The organism is Streptosporangium sp. NPDC000563 (genome assembly GCF_040299985.1).
Taxonomy (GTDB): domain Bacteria; phylum Actinomycetota; class Actinomycetes; order Streptosporangiales; family Streptosporangiaceae; genus Streptosporangium.
On record NZ_JBEPDA010000017.1, the window covers coordinates 153,720 to 171,607 of the forward strand.

Below are 17,888 nucleotides of genomic sequence, written 5' to 3' on the forward strand. Positions count from 1 at the left end.
AAGGTGAAGTCGGGGCGGACGCCCATGCGGGACGGGTCCCGGTTGTGCGTGTGCACAACCCCGGGTCACGAAACAGAACAGAACCTTGTTCGGCAAGGTGTTTTGCTGTCACGATCCCCAGATGGGGACCCGGCCGGTTACGGACGACGAAGTACGCAGGGTCATGCGCCTGGCCGCCCGCAGGCTGTTGCTGAGACTTCCCGAGCTCACCGACGAGCTCGTCGCCAAGATCCGTGACACCGACGAGGCGTACCGGCGGATGGTTCCCACCGACGACCACTGGCAGAGCGTCTACGAGGCGATGCGGGACGGTATCGGCGCCATCCTGCTGCCCCGCTCCGAACGGTGCGACGTGCCGCAGGCGGAGAGGACCGCCCGGCGCAGGGCTGAGCAGGGACTGCCCATGGACTCCCTGCTGCGCAGCTACCGGCTCTCCGCGCAGGTGATGTGGGACGGTCTCATCGACGTGGTCACCGAGGAGGAGTCGGACAGCCTGCCCGTCCTGATCCGCAGCGCCACGAAGGTGTGGCACGCCACCGACCGGCAGGCGATCGCCGCCGCCGAGGCATACCGAAGACGGGAGTCCGAGTTGTTCGGCCGCACAGCCGAGAGGGTCCAGGCCCTGCTCGACGCGCTCCTTGAGGACCGGGCCGACGCCGGACTCGTCCGCAGCGCCGCCGCCGCGCTCGACCTGCCCGAACTGGGCCGGTACGCCGTCGTCATCACCCGGCTGCCCGGCCGCCACGACCACGGGAACGACACCCCGCGGCCGACCACCCTGGGCGTGATGCGGCTGCTGTGGCGGATGCGCCCCGACTACGAGGTGTCGGTCGTGTTGCTGCGCGACGCGGACATGGACGACCTCGCCGGAGAGCTTCGCCCGTACGTCACCGGATGCGCCGGGATCAGCCCGGTCGTCGAGGGACTGGCCGAGCTGGGCCGCGCCAGGCGGCTCGCCGAACTGGCCCTGCGGACCTGCGTGGGCGAAGGCCCGGAGATCGCCAGACTGGAGGACAGACTGCCCGCCGCGCTGGTGGTCAGCCAGCCCGAACTCGCGGGTCACCTCAGCGGTGCCGTATTACGGCCCATCCTCGCTCTCGACCCGGCCGACAGGGAGGTGCTCCTCGGGACCCTGGAGGCGTGGCTGCGATGCGAGGGCTCGGCCATGCGCGCCGCCGGGCGGCTGTACTGCCACCGCAACACGGTTTTCAACCGCATCCGCCGAATCGAGCAGCTCACCGGCCGCTCGCTCGCCCGCCCGCTCGACATCGTGGAGCTCACCCTCGCCCTCGACGCGGTGCGGTTGCTGCCCGTCACCTGACAGTCGATACTTTGCTCTCCCGCGTGCTTAGCGTGTGGCACAAGAGGGCAAAGGTAGGAATACTCGCGCCAGGCTGAACCGAGGTGATGCCAATGCTGATCGGTACGATTCTTCAAGGCAAGGGCACGGAGGTGGTGACCGTCCGCCCGGACTCGACGGTCGCCGCGTTCCTGGCCGTTCTGGCCGAGAAGAACATCGGCGCCGTGGTGGTGTCCGAGGACGGCTCGTCCATCGCGGGCATCGTCTCCGAGCGCGACGTGGTGCGGCGACTGCACGACCGGGGCGCCGCCGTGCTGGAGGACCCGGTGTCCTCCATCATGACGGCCGAGGTCCGCACCTGCTCGCCGGACGACAACGTCGACGGACTCCGCCAGACCATGACCACGCACCGTATCCGGCACGTGCCGGTCGTGAGCGCGGGCCGGCTGGCGGGGATCGTGAGCATCGGTGACGTGGTCAAGAGCGCCATCGAGACGCTGGAGACCGAGAAGGCCCACCTGGTCGACTACCTCCACCGCTGAGCCGGAGGTCTCCGAACCCCGGGTTTCGAGGGTTCGACCCCTGAGTTCGAGCCCTCGGGACCGGGTTCCCGAGGCGAGGCCCGCTGAGCCCGTATCGCCCGGAGAGACCGTTTCCCCGAGCCTGGATTCGTGAGCTCGACCCGCCCTTTCCCACGCCTGGATCCGTGAGCCCGGCCCGCCGTGATCCTCCCAGGAAGCCCGGATGGGCCCGGCGCGTCGCGCCGGGCCCATCACGTTCTCGCTACTGCACGGTTATCTTGTCCACCTCGATCGTCAGCCCCTTGACCTGCGGTGTCGACGTGCCCGTCGTCACCGTCCCGATCCCGGCGCTGACGCCCTTGATCTTCATCGTGTAGCTCAGGCTGCCGCCGGGGGCGCCGGGCGTGCTGGACACCCGGAGATCCGTGGTCGGCGGGCCGGTGATCTGGCCGCCCGCGGTGCCGTCGGCGTTCTCGGCGCCCACGGTCAGGCCGTAGCCGGCGGGAGGATCACCGGGCAGGTTGCCCGGGTCGTAGGTGTAGGTGATGTCCTCGGTCCCGTTCAGGCCGATCCACTGCTGGAAGACCTTGAGGTTGCTCGTGCCGTAGAGGTTGACCCGCCACTCGATGACGAGCCAGTTGCTGACGCCGTCGGTCAGCGTTCCGGCGTAGATGCCGGGTGTGCCGGTGCCGTCCAGGTCGGTCCAGTAGGGGGCGAGCACGTTGTTCGGGGTCGCGGGGTTGGGCAGGGTCTGCGGCTCGAACGAGACGTCGGCCGAGCCCGAGCTTCCCCCGGCGATCGTGTAGCCGTTGGAGACGATGCCGATCCTGTTGTAGGTCTGGCCCGCGTACCGGAACGAGGGCACGGTGAAGTTGATCGCCTGCTCGTCGCCGATCGGTACCGGCGCGATGCCGAAGGCGTCGAGCGGCAGGTACGGGGCGGGACCGGTGCCCGGGGCGATGCCCGGCCTGTCCGGCTGCCTGGCCGCGAGGGTGGTCTTCGTCGTCGCGATCTGGGTTCCGATCTTGGTGGCGCCGGTCACCGAGTTCAGCCGCAGCTTTCCGTCCAGCGTGCTGAGCGCCGTGACCTCGGCGTTCTCAAGGGTGTCGTTCCGCACGGTCACCGTGCAGGCGGACTCGCCGGTGTTGCGCGGGATGGTGGCCGGTGCGCAGGTCTGCTCCACCGGGATGGCGCCCTGCTTGCGGACGAACGCGACCGGCAGGTGCAGGTTGCGCGAGCCGCCCACCTGCTTGAGGTTCACCTGGCCGAAGTACTGGCCCTCCGGCAGGTCCGGCGCGGTGATCACCACGCTGAGCTTGACGCTCTTGCCCGCCTTCACGCTGAACAGCGGCGGCAGCACCGTGATGTTCGCGCCGTTCACAGTCGTGCCCGTCGCGGTGAAGGTGAGCGTCGAGTTCGTGACGTTGGTGAACGTCCGCTTGGCGGTGATGAGACCCGGCATGATCGGGGCGTTCACCGACGGCAGGTTCAGGTCGATGCGGTTCAGCGGGTCGTCGGCCGAGGCGGCGAAGTTCTCGCCCGTCTCGTCCAGGGTCAGGCCGGGGTCGCCGGCCTTGGTCAGGTCGACGCGCCCGCCGCCGGTGTCGAACGGGTCGGCCGGGGTGACGCGGTCCTGCTTGGTGACCGAGGTCTTCGCCGTCGTCTCCATCGCGGACTTCACCTGGCCGGGAGTCCAGGTCGGATGCAGCGCGAAGAGCAGGGCCGCGGAGCCCGCGATGTGCGGCGACGACATCGAGGTGCCCGAGATGGCCTGGTAGAGGTTGCCCTGCGGGCCACCGGCCGGACTCTCCAGCACCGGTGTCTGCCCGGCCAGGATGTGCAGGCCGGGAGCGGTGACGTCCGGCTTGAGGAAGTCGCCACCGGGGCCGCGCGAGGAGAAGGTGGTGATCGCGTCGCCCTGCCAGGTGGTCTTGGTGCCCTGGGTGAACGAGGCCGTCGCGCCGGGGTTGGCCGACAGGAACGCCAGCAGTGCGTCCCCCTCGGGCTTGTCGATGTGGACGGTGGGGAGCCAGTGGTTGTCCGTCATCACGTCGAGCGGGGAGGAGTTGTACAGGATCATGCCGGCCGCGCCGCCCTGCCGGACGCTGAAGCCCTTCAGGACACGGTCGGGGCCGCGCTCACAAAGGACGATCTTCCCGGTGAACAGACCCGGAGGTGCGGGCGTGGTGCAGAGCGCGTTGGAGTACGGCGGGGCCGAGGCCCGCACCACCGGCAGCGCGGAGGCGATGCCCGGGGTGATGGAGGCGCCCTTCACCGTGGCCGTCGCGCCGCCGGAACCCGACAGCGTGATCGTCGACTGGAAGGTCCTGGTCTGCGTGGAGGCCGCCACCGTGGTCACCCACGGGCTGACGTGGTTGACGGTCGCCGCGCCGGGGCCGGCGTTGCCCGCCGAGGCCGAGACGAGGACGCCCGCCGAGTACGCGTCGAGGAAGGCCAGCTCCACCGGGTCGCTGTAGGGGGAGGTGCCGCCGGAGATCGAGAAGTTGATCACGCGGACGCCGTCGAGGATGGCCCGGCCGACCGCCTGGGCGGAGTCGGAGGGATAGCAGCCGGCCTCACCGCAGACCTTGTAGACCGACACGTGCGCCGCAGGGGCGATGCCGTGGATCGGGCCCCGGCTGATGCCGAGCGGGTTCGCGTCGGCCACCGGCCCGCCCGCCGAGGTCGTCGCGGTGTGGGTGCCGTGGCCGTTGGAGTCGCGGGCGCTGTCGGGGAAGACCTCGCCGCCGACGTTCGCGTTGTAGGTCTCCAGGAACGGGGCGCCACCGATGAGCTTCCGGTTGCAGACGAACGGGTCGGCCGCCGGGGTGAGCGGGTTGTCGCCGAAGTTACAGGTGCGCGGCGTGCCGTCCTTGGTCGCCGGTGCGGCGGGCAGCGTGCCGGGGTCGGCGAACTGGGGGTGCTCGGGCCAGGCGCCGGAGTCCAGGATGCCGACGATGACGCCCTTGCCCGAGGAGGAGCTGCCGCCCAGCTTGTTGTAGATCGTGGGCGCTCCGATGAACGCGGGGCTGGAGTCGGTGAGCAGCTGCTCGGGCTTGTCCTCCTGGACGGCCGCCACGCCGGGCAGCTTCAGCAGCGAGGCCGCCTTGTTGGCGGGAATGCGCAGCGCGATACCGCCGTAGACGGTCCGCAGCTTCTGGCCCGCCTTGGCGCCTGGCACGTTCCTGGCGAGTTCGGCGAGGAAGGTGTTCTCGACGTCCTCGATGTGTCGCTGGTATTTCTTCGCGTCGTTGCTCTTGATGTCAAGAGCCTTTCCGGTCTTCGCCGGACTCGTCGCGGGAAGTCCCGCGAGGCCACCCTGATAGGCGGCGAAAGAGTCGTAGTCGAGCTTGACCATCACGCTGACCGTGGCGGCCGAGGTCGACTTCAGTAGCCCCTCATCACTTTGGGCGAGTTTGCCGGTGGGGGACTTCGCGCCCTGGATCGGCTCACCCCCGGTCAGGGGAGTCGCCGTCCATTTGGCGGACGGCGTGGGGGTGGGGGTGGGATCCGCGCTCGCCGGCGGCGCCATCGCCGCGACGAGCCCGACGCCGGCGGCGAGCACCGCCACGCGTCTGATCCTCGGTGAGTAGGGCCTTCTGGTCAACGAGACCTCCCTGTAGGCACGCATGAACAGATCACGCGGCAGGGAGGGGAGGCCACCTGGCATGCCTGGGGCACGGCATGCCGGGGAGGGCGCCGACCCTCCCCGTCGGGTGACACGTGCTCGGCCACCCGGCAGGGGCGGCCGATCATGACAGGGAGCCTAACTAGAGGTCATTTGTTTGCCTAGATCGTTAAATTGACACAATAATCCCCGGAATTGGTCAAATTTGCTTGCAGACTCGGCGGTGTTCGCATACCTCCGCAGTTCGGGCGCCTCCGTGCCCGCGTGCCTCGTGTCCCCGTGCCCTCGTGTCCCGTGGCCGGGGGAGGACACGACCACCCCGAGGAGGATGTTCCGTCGCGCGTAAACTGGCCGCACCTGACACACGGGAGGCTCGGTTGAAGCTCAAGCTTGATCTACATCCCCTCTACAACAAGGGTGGAGAGATCGACAAGGCGCTGCGGGGCATCATCGACGAGGCCATCAGGAAGAAGGCCACCGAGGTCGAGATCATCCCCGGCAAGGGCTCGGGCCAGCTGAAGAAGAAGGTCCTGCGCTTCCTGGAGCAGAAGGAGATCAAGGCCCTCTACCACCGCATCGACAAGGACGCCAAGAACCACGGTCGCCTCTTCGTCTACTTCCGCTACAAGTAGGCGCTTTCCGGTCCGGTGGCGTCTCTCCGTTCGGGAACTTTATGTTCGCTTTATCCGTCGCTTCTGGAAAAAGGAGAATTTTCGGGGCGGGGGAGACGGGGGTAGCGATAGGCGCGACGCGGGTGCTCGCCGGAGGCGGGTGTGAGATGAGGGTGGACGACGGCTGTCTCGTCGTCGACGTGCCGGGCCGCCATCCGATCCGGTTGCCGCTCACCGGCGAGGAACGCGCGGCCGGCCTGGTCCTGTACCGCCTTCCCCGCGAGAGCGGGGTCGTCTACGGGATCACGGTCCGTGACACCGCTGGGAGGGTCGTGCTCGACTCCCCGGGGGCCAGACATCGCCACCTGGTGGAGGAGTTCGCCGAGGACGCCGGGTTGACCTTCGAGTACCGGGGCTACGCCACGGAGTTCGAGGGGCGCGCCGACCTTGAGAACCGGGCGCCGCGGTGGCACACCACGGAGCACGCGGGGCTTCCGGTGCGTGGCGACCACTCTCTCGGGGAGGTGGCGCTCAGGCTCCGGCCGTACGACGAGGTGTCCGGCGAGATCAGGCCGCGCGAGGGTGCGCTGGAGGGCACCCCCTGTCCGGCGACCGCGCTCAGCTGGGACGGCCCGACGCTGGTCGCGAAGGATCCGGCGGCCGGACGCTCGCTGCGGCTCGCGCCCGCCTCCCTGTACCACTACCGGTACGAGCGCCGGGTGATCGTCTCCGGCAAGGAGGAGCGGCGCTCTCTCACCGGGCTCGCCGTGCTCGACGCCGACGGGCTGGTGCTCGCCGACCTTCCCGGCGACTGGCCGGTCCACGAGGTGGCCGTCTTCGCGGCCGGGCGGAAACTCCCCGTGCACGACGCCCTGAAGACATCGTCGAAAGGGGTGCGCGCCGCGCTGAGCAGGCGGGCTCCCGGATGGACGCGTCTCGCCGGCCTGGAGGTCCTGCGGATGTCCAGGGCCAAGAAGGCCGTCGCGGCCGGCGCGGGAGTGGCCGGGTTGTTCGTGATGGCCTACGTCGTCACGGCGGGTGGCTGGCTCGCGTGGCGGGGGGTGTCCGCGCTGGGCGGGATGATGCTGGACCTGCTGGACGCCAAGTGGCTCGCGGTCTTCTTCGCCCCCCTGATCGTCGTCTTCAAACCCGCGCGCCAGGCGTGGCACACCTGGCGTACCCGGCGCGGCGCCGCGCTCGGGCCGCCCGGCGGTCCGTACCTCTCGGTCCGCGGCGGGACGACGCTGCGCGTCCGGCTCGGTTCGCGGATGGTCCCCGACGACATCGAGATCGGGCCCGACCTGGGCTGTGCGGCCGCCCTGATGACCTACCGTCACGAGGGGCTGTCCGGACTCTTCGTGCTGGACGGCGAAGGCAGGCCCGTACGCCACCTGCCGGGGCCGTGGCCGCCGGAGGAGGCGCATCGTTTCGCCACGCGGTACGGACTCGGCTTCGAGGCCCGTACGCTGGGCCGTGAGGAGTATCTCGACCTCACCGCCCGCGCCCGGGACGCCGTACCCTGATCGGCGCGACGGCGCCGCGCAGGGCATACCTCGATGCCCGAGGTCTCTGAGCATGAGGATTCCACCGGGATAGATCGACGCCGAGTGGGCTCATACGGCACCATTATGTGACGCATGACGGCAATGTCCTCTCCGATGATCGGCGCAGCCTCCAGCAGCTCGTGGATCGCGGCGGGGTTCTGCCCGGGTGCGGGCCCGGTTCTCTCGTGCACGACCTTCCCAAAAGGGCCCGGCGCTCCCGCCCGCATACCTCTCACCTCCCCGAAAGGCCCCCCATGAGCGACCTCAACGCACTCCTCGCCCAGCGCGCCGAGCTGGACCGTCAGATCGAGGAACTCCAGTCCGGAGACCTGAAGGAGCGCGAGAACACGCTCGGCGGCATCCTCGTGGCCGTCGCCGAGTGGGCCACGGCACGCGGTCACGAGGCGCTCAGGAGGGACCTCAAGAACTGGGAGTACGTCACCTTCGCCGGTATCGAGGTCGGCGTGGGTCACGACGGCGGTGAGCGCTGGGGTCTGCCGCAGAGCTCGGTCAGCGTGATGGACTCCGTCAGCGGGACCGACGTGGAGTTCGGGACCACGCCCCCTCCGATCCAGGCCGTCCTCGGCCTGCTGGAGGGCCTGCTGGCCACGCGCTGACCTCGCCTCCGCGCGCCATGCGCCGGGGCTTCGGCGCCGTACCTCCGCGCGTACGCCGGAGTCTCGGCACAGCACGTCCGCGTGTACGCCGGGCCTCGGCCCGCGCGGCACCTCCGTGTCATGCGCCGGAGCCTTGGCCCGCACCGTCCGGCCTCGCGGGTACGCCGGACCCCGCTCTCCCCCGCGGAGGGCGGGGTTTTCCGCGTCAGAGCTTGCGGATGGTCCGCGCCTCCTCGGCCGCCGCGAGCACGACGTCCAGCGAGGAACCGATGCCCGCCGACACGACGGCCGAGATGGTCCCCTCGACGAACGGCACGTCGGCGATCACCACGCGCTCGTCGGCGAAGAGCCGGGCGGTGAGCACCGAGCTTCCCAGGTCGGGGATGAGGATCACCCCGTCCCCCCGGTCCACCTCCTCGATCGCCGCCGCCACCAGGTCGGGGCTGGTCCCGAGACCGCCGTCCTCGGTGCCGCCCGCGGCGGCGAGCGGCACGTTCGCGCCGCCGATCTGCGAGGCGAGCCGTGCCACCTCGGCCGCCAGCGGACCGCTGTGCGAGATGAGGACGATGCCTACCACGACGTCGCCACCGTGTGCAGGGCGGAGACGACGAGCGCGGTGGAGGCGGCGCCGGGGTCCTGGTGGCCCACGCTGCGCGGCCCGAGATAGCTCGCCCGCCCCTTGCGCGCCTGCATCGGGATCGTCGCCTCGGCTCCGGTGCGTGCCGCCTCCGACGCGGCGCCGATCGCCTCCGCCGGGTCCTTGCCGTCCCGTAAGGCCTGCTCCAGTGCCCGTACGGCCGGGGCGAGGGCGTCCACCATGGTCTTGTCGCCCTCGGCGGCCGAGCCCAGCTTCCGCACCCCGGCGAGCCCGGCCTCCAGAGCGGTGTGGAGTTGCGCGACGGACACCTCGGGGGTGTCGCCCAGTGTCCTGCCCGCCTCGCGGAACGCCGTGCCGTACAGGGGGCCGGACGCCCCGCCGACCTTGCGGATCAAGGTGTTGCCCACCAGCACCAGCAGCGATCCCGGGGTATCGGGTCCCTTGGCCGCGAGCGCCCCGGTGACCGCGGTGAACCCCCGGTCGAGATTGGCCCCGTGGTCGGCGTCGCCGATCGCGGCGTCCAGACCGGTCAGCCACTCCTTCTCCGCGGCGACGACCCTGGCGATCTCCTCGATCCAGGCGGCGAAAAAGGCGGTGTCCATCGCGGTGCTCATCAGCGGCCCCAGCGCAGGGCGGAGGTCTCGACGGGGGCGTCCCAGAGCCGGGTGAGCTCCTCGTTCAACCGGCAGACCGTGATCGAGAATCCCTGCATGTCGAGGCTCGTCACGTAGTTGCCGACCAGGTTGCGCGCCGCCCGTGCCCCCTTCTCCGCCAGGTGTTCCACGACGGCCGCGTAGGCGATGTACAGCTCGATCAGCGGCGTGCCGCCCATGCCGTTCACCATGACGAGGGTGTCGCCGGAGATCGGCAGGTCCTCGTGGATCGCGTCCATCGCGAGGTGGACCAGCTCGCGGGCCGGGCGCATGGCCGAGCGCGTCCTGCCGGGCTCGCCGTGGATACCGATGCCCAGCTCGATCTCGGTGTCGGAGAGGTCGAAGGTGGGCCTGCCCGCCGCGGGCGTGGTGCAGGGGCTCAGCGCGACCCCGAAGGAACGGCTGCGGGCGTTGACCTCCCTCGCCACCCGCGCGACCTCAGGCAGCGGCGCGCCGGTCTCGGCGAGCGCCCCGGCGATCTTCTCGACGAACAGGGTGGCGCCGGTGCCCCTGCGCCCCGCCGTGTAGAGGGAGTCGCGTACGGCCACGTCGTCGTCGACCAGCACGCTCTCCACCCGCACCCCCTCCTCGCCGCTCAGCTCGGCCGCCATCCGGAAGTTCAGCACGTCGCCCGTGTAGTTCTTCACGATGTGCAGGACTCCCGCCCCGCCGTCCACCGCCGTGGTGGCCTCGATCATCTGGTCGGGTACGGGAGAGGTGAAGATCTCACCGGCGCAGGCCGCGTCGAGCATGCCGTACCCCACGAATCCGGCGTGCAGTGGTTCGTGCCCCGAACCGCCGCCGGACACCAGGCCCACCTTGCCGGGGCGGGGCCCCGAGGCCCGGAACACGATCTGGTTGTCCACGTCCACCCGGAGCCCGGGATGGGCCGCCGCGAGGCCGCGCAGCGCATCGGGAACGACTGACTCGACATCGTTGATGAGCTTTTTCACAACTCCCAACCTCGCCTTGTTCGCAGGCGATGGCAAGCACCGGCCGTGGAGGCCCGCTCCCGCCCGGGCTTGAATCCCGAAGCGGCGAGCAGACCGGTACGCATCCCGGAGGTCCGGCGCGCGCGTACGCGAAGCTGGCGGTCCGAGGTGGCGGTGTAGGAGGATCTGCCCAGATCTCATCCCTGCTGGAGGCGTCATGTCGGTGTTGCGGAACCTGGTGGAGAGCATCCGGAGCGGCGGGATCGAGGTGATCGACCTGACGGCGCCGCTGTCGTCGGAGACGCCGATCCTGAGGCTGCCGGAGCCGTTCGGCAACACGGTCCCGTTCACGCTCAAGGAGATCAGCCACTACGACGATCGCGGCCCCGCGTGGTACTGGAACGACATCGTGACCGGCGAGCACACCGGCACCCATTTCGACGCGCCTGTTCACTGGGTCACCGGCAAGGACGGCGAGGACGTCTCGCGGGTGCCGGTCGAGCGGCTGATCGCCCCGGCCGTGGTGCTCGACTTCGCCGCGGAGGCGGCCGAGGATCCCGACTTCCTGCTGGAGATCGCGCACGTCAAGGCGTGGGAGCAGGTCAACGGGCCGCTGCCCGAGGGAGGATGGCTGCTCTACCGCACCGGCTGGGACGCCCACTCCCATGACCAGGAGCGCTTCCTGAACGCGAACGAGACGGGCCCGCACACGCCCGGTGTCTCGGTCGAGTGCGCCCGGTGGCTGGCCGAGGAGACCTCGATCGCCGGGCTGGGCGTGGAGACCGTGGGCACCGACGCGGGCGCCGCGCACGGCTTCGACCCCGCCTTCCCATGTCACTCGTTCCTGTTGGGCGCGGGGAAGTACGGGCTGACCCAGCTGCGCAACCTCGACCGGCTCCCGGTGACCGGCGCCGTGGTCGTCGCGCCGCCGCTGCCCATCGTCGGAGGCTCGGGCAGCCCGCTGCGCGTGCTGGCCCTGGTCGAGAGGTGAACGTCGCCGAGGTCGTGGGACGGACCCTCGCCTCACTCGGGGTGGACACCGCCTTCGGGGTGGTGGGCAGCGGCAACTTCCACGTGACCAACGCGCTGGTCGCGCACGGCGTGCGTTACGTCGCCGCGCGCCACGAGGGCGGTGCGGCGACCATGGCCGACGCCTACGCCCGCCTCAGCGGCGGGGTCGCCGTGCTCAGCGTCCACCAGGGGCCGGGACTCACCAACGCGATGACCGGTATCGCCGAGGCCGCCAAGAGCCGCACCCCGCTCGTCGTGCTGGCCGGAGAGGTGAGCGAGACCCGCTCGAACTTCTTCGTCGACCAGACCGCGCTGGCGGAGGCCGTGGGTGCCGTGCCGCTGCGGGTCGGGTCGGCGGAGACCGCCGCCGCCGACACGGCCGAGGCGTTCCGCACCGCTCGCGACGGGCGTCGTACGGTCCTGCTCAACCTTCCGCTGCAGGTCCAGGGGCTGACCGTCCCCGCCGCGGGCGCGCAGGTCGCGGCGGCCCTCGCGGACGGCACGGACATCGAGGCAGGGGGAGCCGAGCGGATCGTCCCGACGGGGGCAGAAGAGAGGGTTCGGTCGCCGGAGGTCGGGGAGGTCGTTCGATCACCGGAGGCAGGGGAGGGCACCCCGGCACCGGAGCCGGGGGCCGAGGAGGTCGCCCGGCTGGTGGAGATCCTCGCGGCGGCGCGCCGTCCCGTCTTCGTGGCGGGGCGGGGCGCACGCGGGGCCCGGCGCGAGATCGAGGAGCTCGCCGAGCGGGCCGGGGCACTGCTCGCCACCTCCGCCGTGGCGAGGGGACTGTTCAGGGGAAGTCCGTGGGACCTGGACGTGAGCGGTGGCTTCGCCTCGCCGCTCACGGCCGAGCTCATCCGCGACGCCGACGTGCTCGTGGGCTGGGGCTGCGCGCTCAACATGTGGACCATGCGCCACGGCACGCTGATCGGCCGCGACACCACCGTCGTCCAGGTCGACCTGGACGACGCCGCGCTCGGCGCCCACCGGCCCGTCCATCTCGGGGTGGTCGGCGACGTCGCCCGCACCGCGCGCGCCGCCGCCCGCCTGCTCGGTGAGAGCGTCCCGGACGGTGACGGAGCCGGTTACCGCTCGGCGGAGCTGGCCGCGCGGATCGCGGGGGAGAACCGCTGGCGGGACGTGCCCTACGTCGACGAGAGCGGCGACGGCAGGATCGACCCACGGACGCTCACCATCGAGCTGGACGACCTGCTTCCCGAGGAACGCGTCGTCTCCATCGACTCCGGAAATTTCATGGGATATCCGTCGATGTTCCTCGATGTCCCTGACGAGCGAGGGTTCTGCTTCACGCAGGCGTTCCAGTCGATCGGACTCGGCCTCGCCACCGCGATCGGCGCGGCCCTCGCCCAGCCCGACCGGCTCCCGGTGGCCGCGCTGGGCGACGGGGGCGCCCTGATGGGCGTCGCCGAGTTGGAGACGGTCGTACGGCTCGGCCTTCCGATGGTGATCGTCGTGTACGACGACGACGGTTACGGCGCGGAGGTGCACCACTTCGGCCCGGACGGGCACCCCCTGGACACCGTGACCTTCCCGCCCGCCGACATCGCCGCCGTCGCCAGGGGGTTCGGCTGCGAGGCGGTGACCGTACGGGACCGGGCCGATCTCACCGCGGTGGCCCGGTGGCTGGAGGGGGCCCGCGACCGGCCCCTGATGATCCACGCTCGGGTCAGCCGGGCACGGGGGGCGTGGTGGCTGGAGGAGGCGTTCCGGGGGCACTGAGGTTCCCGCCCGCACGAGCGCGCCCGGGGAGGACGTGGAGGTCGGGGGGAGGGGGTGGCTGAGGTACGGTTCAGCCATGGCTGAGATCGTGTACCCCCCGGTCATCGGGGCGGCGTTGACCTTGTTCCGCGCGCTGGACCTCAAGATCAGCGTTGAGGGCGCCGACCGCATCCCGAAGACCGGCGGAGCCGTGCTGGTCAGCAATCACATCAGCTACCTCGACTTCATCTTCGCCGGCTGGGCCGCGCGGCCCGCCGGGCGCCTGGTGCGTTTCATGGCGAAGAAGGAGGTCTTCGACCACCGGATCTCGGGGCCGCTGATGCGCGGCATGCACCACATCCCGGTCGACCGCGCGGCCGGGGCCGCCGCGTTCGGCGCGGCGCTGAAGGCGCTCAGGGGCGGCGAGGTCGTCGGCGTGTTCGCCGAGGCCACGATCAGCAGGTCCTTCACGGTCAAGGAGATCAAGAACGGTGCGGTCCGGATGGCCGTCGCCGCCAAGGTGCCGATGATCCCGGTCTCCCTGTGGGGCACCCAGCGGCTGTGGACCAAGGGCCACCCCAGGAAACTGCTCCAGCGGCACGTGCCGATCACGATCCGGGTCGGCGAGCCCATGCATCCCCAGCGTGGCGACGACTACGACAAGGTCACCGCCGACCTGCGCGAGCGCATGTCCGAGATGCTCGATGCGGCGCAGCGGAGCTACCCGGAGATCCCGCAGGGCGTCTGGTGGCAGCCACGCCACCTCGGCGGCACCGCGCCCACTCCCGAGGAGGCCGCGAAGCTGGACGCCGCCGAGGCCGAGGCCAAGGCGAACAGGGCCATCTCCTGAGGCCCTCGATCGAGGGCCTCATCGTGAGGATCGCCCCCAAGTCACCAACAGGTGGTTCGCAAGTGGCGCGCCTCATCCTGTCCCCATGAGTAACGCCTTCGAGGACGTGGCGAACGCCTTCCAGCCGGTTCCGACCCCCGGCCCTGGCAGAACACCGGGGAAGATCGGCATGACCATCCTGCTGATCCTCTGGACGGGCCTGGGGGTGCTGCCCTTCGTGTTCGCGGTGCCCGGCCTCAAGCTCGCGACGGGTTCTGTCGGCGTTCCCGGCACGCTCACGGTCGTCTCGTGCGAGGAACTGGGCCGGGGCCGTTACGACTGCAAGGGCAGCTTCGCGCCCGACGGCGGCGGAGACGCCGTCCCGGTCGACGCCTCACCCGACTCCACCGCGGGAGACGTCAGGCGCGCCCAGCTCACCCCCGAGGGCGACCGTGCCGTCCGGACCGGCACCTCGGGCGTCCTCGCCGCGCTGACCATGCCGTTTCTCGGCGTCGGCGTGCTGGGCTTCCTGCCGTACGTGTTCCTCTACGTTCTCAAGGCGCGTCGCGGCAGGCGCGCCGCGGTGGTCCTCGGCTGCGTCCTCACGCTCGTCTCCCTCGCCGGTCTCGTCGTCGGCATGGTCGCCGCCTACTCCTGAACCGTCCTCGCCGAGACGCGTCCCGGTTCACGCGCTTCGCGATGATCAGAGAAGGGCACGCGAGACGGCTCGAGGCACGTTTGCAGGCCCTGAGGGAAATTTGTTGTAATTCGCGAAATGTGGCGGTGAGCTGGCGAAAGTTTCGGTTTCGACGGCCCGTCGCCCGTTTCGTCGGCATGGCTGCTCCGGAAGCGGGAAGTCTTCCCCGCGCCCCTCGATGGAGGACCACGACCGGGCGGTGGTCCTCGGTCTCGGCGGCGGGCGTGAGAGCACCCCTTCGACTTCGACGCCCCCGCTGGTTCCGGATCAAACCAGATGGAGGACAAGGTGACGCTAACAAATCCCGACAGGCCCAACGCGGTGTCGTCGAGCGGACCGGACGGACCACCACGGCGCATCCCCCGCCCGATGGTCATCGCCACCGCCGTCGTGCTGGTGGCGTCGGGCGGCGTCGGGGCCTCCCCGGCGTCAGCGGCATCGCCGCCGCCCGCACCGACGGAATCACCGACGCCGACCCCCGGCGTGACGGTGAGCGAGACACCCCCGCTGAGCCCGACACCGATTCCCCCGCCCTCGGCCGAGACACCGACGCCGACCCCCACCCCCACCACCACGACGCCGCCCCGGGTGCCCCCGGTGGCGTTCCCCGGCACGCTGCACGGCGAGTTCGTCCTACCGGCGAAGGACGGCTGCGGCTTCACCGTGTTCGCCCAGACCGGCGAGGCGACCGCTCTGGCGGAAGACTCGATCACCGTCAAGAGCCAGGACGGCTTCGAGCGGGTGTACACGATCGCCGACACCACCAAGTCCCTCTCGGGACGACGGGACAACGTGCTCAGGCAGGGCGACTGGGTCTCGGTGACCGCGACGACCTCCGGCGAGACGGCGACGGCCGCCTACGTCTTCGGCCTGACGCGGCCTCACAAGAAGTTCTGGCGCGGTGGCGGCTGGTGGTCCATCAACGAGTGGCGGCCGGGCAGCAGGTGGCACAAGCCCGCCATCTGCCCCACGCCGCCGGTCGCGACCCCCACGCCGCCCGTGGAAACCCCGCTGCCTCCCACCCCGCCTCCCACGGATACCCCGTTCCCGCCGACGGAGTCTCCGCTGCCTCCCACCGAGACCCCGCCGCCCACGGAGGAGCCGCCGCCCGCCCCCACTCCAGAGCCGACCCCCACCGTGACGGAGGGAACCCCGACCCCGACCCCGACCCCCACTCCCTGAGCGAGCAGGAAACGGGCGCGGCCGCCACGCGGCCCTGACCCGCGTGGCCGCGCCGTGGAACCGGGGCCGTCCATCACGACGTGACGGCCCCGGTTCCGGTGACAGGCGGCTCAGAACGATGATGCCCGGGTCTCCGACCGGAGACCCGGGCATCACCGCTGGGGGGCGAAGTCGTGCACATGCTTCCGATGCTGGCGTGTTCCGATCCCCCGGGTTACACTTATTGCAGATATTCCTTGAGTTGGAGGTGGACATGCCTCGCACCGGTGTTCTGGCTGGCGCGACACGCGTTGAGGCAGGTGGCGGTGACCGCGAACTCCTTGCCCGTCTGGAGACGACCGCGGCCGCGGCGAAGGCGTCACTGGTGCTGCGAGGACCCGACGGTACCGACATCGAGTTGCCCAGATCATTGGTGAACCTGCTGGTGGCGGCGGCGCACGACCTCGCGAAGGGGAATGCCGTTCTGGCGCTGCCGGTGGAGACCCGGCTGACTCCGAACGAGGCCGCAGAGCTGTTGGGGCTGTCACGTCCCTTCGTCGTACGGCTGCTCGACGAGGGCGAGATCCCCTCGCAACGTCTGCCGGACAGCCGTCATCGTCTGGTGCGCCTCGCGGATGTCCTGGAGTTCCAGGCTCGTCGCGAGCGGCGCGCGGAAGGCCGTCGCAGGATCATGGATGTCGCCGAAGAGGCTGATCTGCCTTATTGACCGCCCTGGGAGTGCGCCGATGGTGCGCGTCTTCGTTGACACCAATGTGTTGTTCCCGTTCTCGCTGATGGACCTGATGCTGGCCCTGACCGAGGACGCGGTGCATACCGTCATCTGGAGTGATCACCTGCTGGAGGAATGGGAGCGCGTCATCGTGCGCGAGCAGCACCGCTCCGCAGCAGCGGCGGCTCGCATCAGTGCGGCGATTCGGGAGTTCTTCGCCGACACCCGTGTGCCCGAGGATGACTACAAGCACCTGCTGGATCGGTTGGTCGGTCCTGACTTCGATGATTGTCACCACATGGCGGCCGCTATCGCCGGCCGCGCCCAGACTTTGGTCACCTGGAATCTCACCGATTTTCCTGCCGTGACCTTGAGCCCCTACGGGTTGACCGTCACCGATCCTGACACTTATCTGTGCTCGCTGCTGGCGCAGAGCCCTCGCGAGGTGGTGGCGGCCTTGGTCCGGATGGCGGTGGGTAAGCGGCGCCCGCCCATGACAGGAGTGGACATCACTCATGCGCTGGAGCGCGCCGGGGTGCCCGTGTTCGCCAGGAGGGCGCGCAACCGCCTGCTCGCCGTACCCGAAGAGTTTTGATTCCGCCGGTGGCGATGTGACGGTGGACGAAGCCGACCATTGTTTCCATGGTCGGCTATGGAAATATCGCAACCTCGGCCGGTGAGATGCCCATAGGTCCGGAGTCCCGCGAGGCCCTGCGAGCCCGTTCGTCGCCGTGCTGCCCCGAGCCTGGGGGACCTTCTTGAGATCGGCCCGTTGTTATGGACGGTAGGCGTCTCGGCGGTGTTTGATCGTCTGGATCGTCACAGTGCGCTTGTCCTCGTCGATGCGGTAGACCACGCGATACGTTCCACGTCGGGCGACATGCAGCCCTTCGTACGGCTCTTGGAGAGGTTTGCCGACGCGCCAGGGCTCGCGTGCGATGGCGCCGGTGATCAATTCCCAGGCTGCGGACGCCACGGTCTCGGGCAGGCCCGAGGCGAGTGCGCGGCGGGCAGGCGGATCCAGCAGGACGGTGTATCGGTCGCTCACGCGCTCGCCTTGCCAAGGCGGGCGGCCATGACGGCGGCCATCTCCTCCTCGGTGGTCACGTCGCCACGCGCCTCGGCGGCAGCGGCCTCGACCAGGTCGGCCCGCATTTCAGGGTCAGCGAGGATCTCCAGCGTCTCCTGCAGGGACTCCCACTCGGCCACGGACACGATGACGGCGTGGGGCCGCCCGTTCCGGGTGAGCGTGAAGTGATCGTGCTCGCGAGCGGCCCGGTCGGCCAGCTCGGTCAGCCGGTCCTTCGCTTCGCTGATCGGGATGATCTCCATGGAGT

18 protein-coding genes are annotated in these 17,888 nt (G+C 70.3%); 12 read left to right on the top strand and 6 right to left on the bottom strand.

Annotated elements, in window-relative coordinates:
* Positions 1-121: 121 nt before the first annotated feature.
* The gene (locus ABT352_RS29710; RefSeq protein ID WP_350948255.1) at positions 122-1,321 is read left to right on the top strand and encodes a PucR family transcriptional regulator; all 1,200 of its coding nucleotides are present in this window, start codon (positions 122-124) and stop codon (positions 1,319-1,321) included.
* A gap of 92 nt (positions 1,322-1,413) precedes the next feature.
* On the top strand, positions 1,414-1,842 hold the full coding sequence (locus ABT352_RS29715) for a CBS domain-containing protein (protein ID WP_350948256.1): 429 nt from the start codon (positions 1,414-1,416) through the stop codon (positions 1,840-1,842).
* 241 nt (positions 1,843-2,083) lie between these two features.
* Here ABT352_RS29715 and ABT352_RS29720 read toward each other — a convergent pair whose 3' ends face one another.
* Positions 2,084-5,428, bottom strand: coding sequence for a S8 family serine peptidase (locus tag ABT352_RS29720; RefSeq protein ID WP_350948257.1), 3,345 nt, complete (start codon positions 5,426-5,428; stop codon positions 2,084-2,086).
* Positions 5,429-5,826: 398 nt separating this feature from the next.
* Between ABT352_RS29720 and ABT352_RS29725 the strand changes: the two genes are divergently transcribed.
* From ABT352_RS29725 to ABT352_RS29735, 3 genes are all read left to right on the top strand, one after another.
* The gene (locus tag ABT352_RS29725) at positions 5,827-6,081 is read left to right on the top strand and encodes a Smr/MutS family protein (RefSeq protein WP_329093428.1); all 255 of its coding nucleotides are present in this window, start codon (positions 5,827-5,829) and stop codon (positions 6,079-6,081) included.
* Positions 6,082-6,227: 146 nt separating this feature from the next.
* Entirely contained in the window at positions 6,228-7,583 is a 1,356-nt protein-coding gene (locus ABT352_RS29730) for a hypothetical protein (RefSeq protein WP_350948258.1), read from the top strand.
* 275 nt (positions 7,584-7,858) lie between these two features.
* Positions 7,859-8,221, top strand: coding sequence for a hypothetical protein (locus ABT352_RS29735; RefSeq protein WP_350948259.1), 363 nt, complete (start codon positions 7,859-7,861; stop codon positions 8,219-8,221).
* 205 nt (positions 8,222-8,426) lie between these two features.
* Here ABT352_RS29735 and dhaM read toward each other — a convergent pair whose 3' ends face one another.
* Genes dhaM through dhaK form a run of 3 tightly spaced genes read right to left on the bottom strand, consistent with a single transcriptional unit; the run spans position 8,427 to position 10,425 of the window.
* Positions 8,427-8,798, bottom strand: a complete 372-nt coding sequence (gene dhaM / locus ABT352_RS29740) for a dihydroxyacetone kinase phosphoryl donor subunit DhaM (RefSeq protein ID WP_350948260.1) — start codon at positions 8,796-8,798, stop codon at positions 8,427-8,429.
* Positions 8,792-9,421, bottom strand: a complete 630-nt coding sequence (gene dhaL, locus ABT352_RS29745) for a dihydroxyacetone kinase subunit DhaL (RefSeq protein ID WP_350948261.1) — start codon at positions 9,419-9,421, stop codon at positions 8,792-8,794. The genes dhaM and dhaL overlap by 7 nt, the downstream gene beginning before the upstream one ends.
* 11 nt (positions 9,422-9,432) lie before the next feature.
* A complete protein-coding gene (gene dhaK / locus ABT352_RS29750) occupies positions 9,433-10,425 on the bottom strand; it encodes a dihydroxyacetone kinase subunit DhaK (RefSeq protein WP_350948262.1) in 993 nt (330 codons plus the stop codon).
* 196 nt (positions 10,426-10,621) lie between these two features.
* Here dhaK and ABT352_RS29755 point away from each other — a divergent pair, with 196 nt between their 5' ends.
* From ABT352_RS29755 to ABT352_RS29785, 7 genes are all read left to right on the top strand, one after another.
* On the top strand, positions 10,622-11,395 hold the full coding sequence (locus ABT352_RS29755; RefSeq protein WP_350948263.1) for a cyclase family protein: 774 nt from the start codon (positions 10,622-10,624) through the stop codon (positions 11,393-11,395).
* Positions 11,392-13,155 (top strand): thiamine pyrophosphate-binding protein, encoded by a 1,764-nt coding sequence (locus tag ABT352_RS29760; protein WP_350948264.1) that lies wholly within the window; start codon positions 11,392-11,394, stop codon positions 13,153-13,155. Before ABT352_RS29755 ends, ABT352_RS29760 begins: the two co-directional genes overlap by 4 nt.
* 76 nt (positions 13,156-13,231) lie before the next feature.
* Entirely contained in the window at positions 13,232-13,984 is a 753-nt protein-coding gene (locus tag ABT352_RS29765; protein WP_350948265.1) for a lysophospholipid acyltransferase family protein, read from the top strand.
* A gap of 85 nt (positions 13,985-14,069) precedes the next feature.
* On the top strand, positions 14,070-14,621 hold the full coding sequence (locus ABT352_RS29770; protein ID WP_350948266.1) for a hypothetical protein: 552 nt from the start codon (positions 14,070-14,072) through the stop codon (positions 14,619-14,621).
* Positions 14,622-14,948: 327 nt separating this feature from the next.
* Positions 14,949-15,842 (top strand): S1 domain-containing protein, encoded by an 894-nt coding sequence (locus ABT352_RS29775; protein WP_350948267.1) that lies wholly within the window; start codon positions 14,949-14,951, stop codon positions 15,840-15,842.
* Between the two features lie 247 nt (positions 15,843-16,089).
* Entirely contained in the window at positions 16,090-16,548 is a 459-nt protein-coding gene (locus tag ABT352_RS29780) for a helix-turn-helix domain-containing protein (RefSeq protein ID WP_350948289.1), read from the top strand.
* Between the two features lie 19 nt (positions 16,549-16,567).
* The gene (locus ABT352_RS29785) at positions 16,568-17,146 is read left to right on the top strand and encodes a PIN domain-containing protein (RefSeq protein WP_350948268.1); all 579 of its coding nucleotides are present in this window, start codon (positions 16,568-16,570) and stop codon (positions 17,144-17,146) included.
* 180 nt (positions 17,147-17,326) lie between these two features.
* Here ABT352_RS29785 and ABT352_RS29790 read toward each other — a convergent pair whose 3' ends face one another.
* Both ABT352_RS29790 and ABT352_RS29795 read right to left on the bottom strand, forming a co-directional pair.
* A complete protein-coding gene (locus ABT352_RS29790) occupies positions 17,327-17,599 on the bottom strand; it encodes a type II toxin-antitoxin system RelE family toxin (RefSeq protein WP_350948269.1) in 273 nt (90 codons plus the stop codon).
* Positions 17,596-17,883, bottom strand: coding sequence for a type II toxin-antitoxin system Phd/YefM family antitoxin (locus ABT352_RS29795; protein WP_350948270.1), 288 nt, complete (start codon positions 17,881-17,883; stop codon positions 17,596-17,598). Before ABT352_RS29795 ends, ABT352_RS29790 begins: the two co-directional genes overlap by 4 nt.
* Positions 17,884-17,888: the final 5 nt, after the last annotated feature.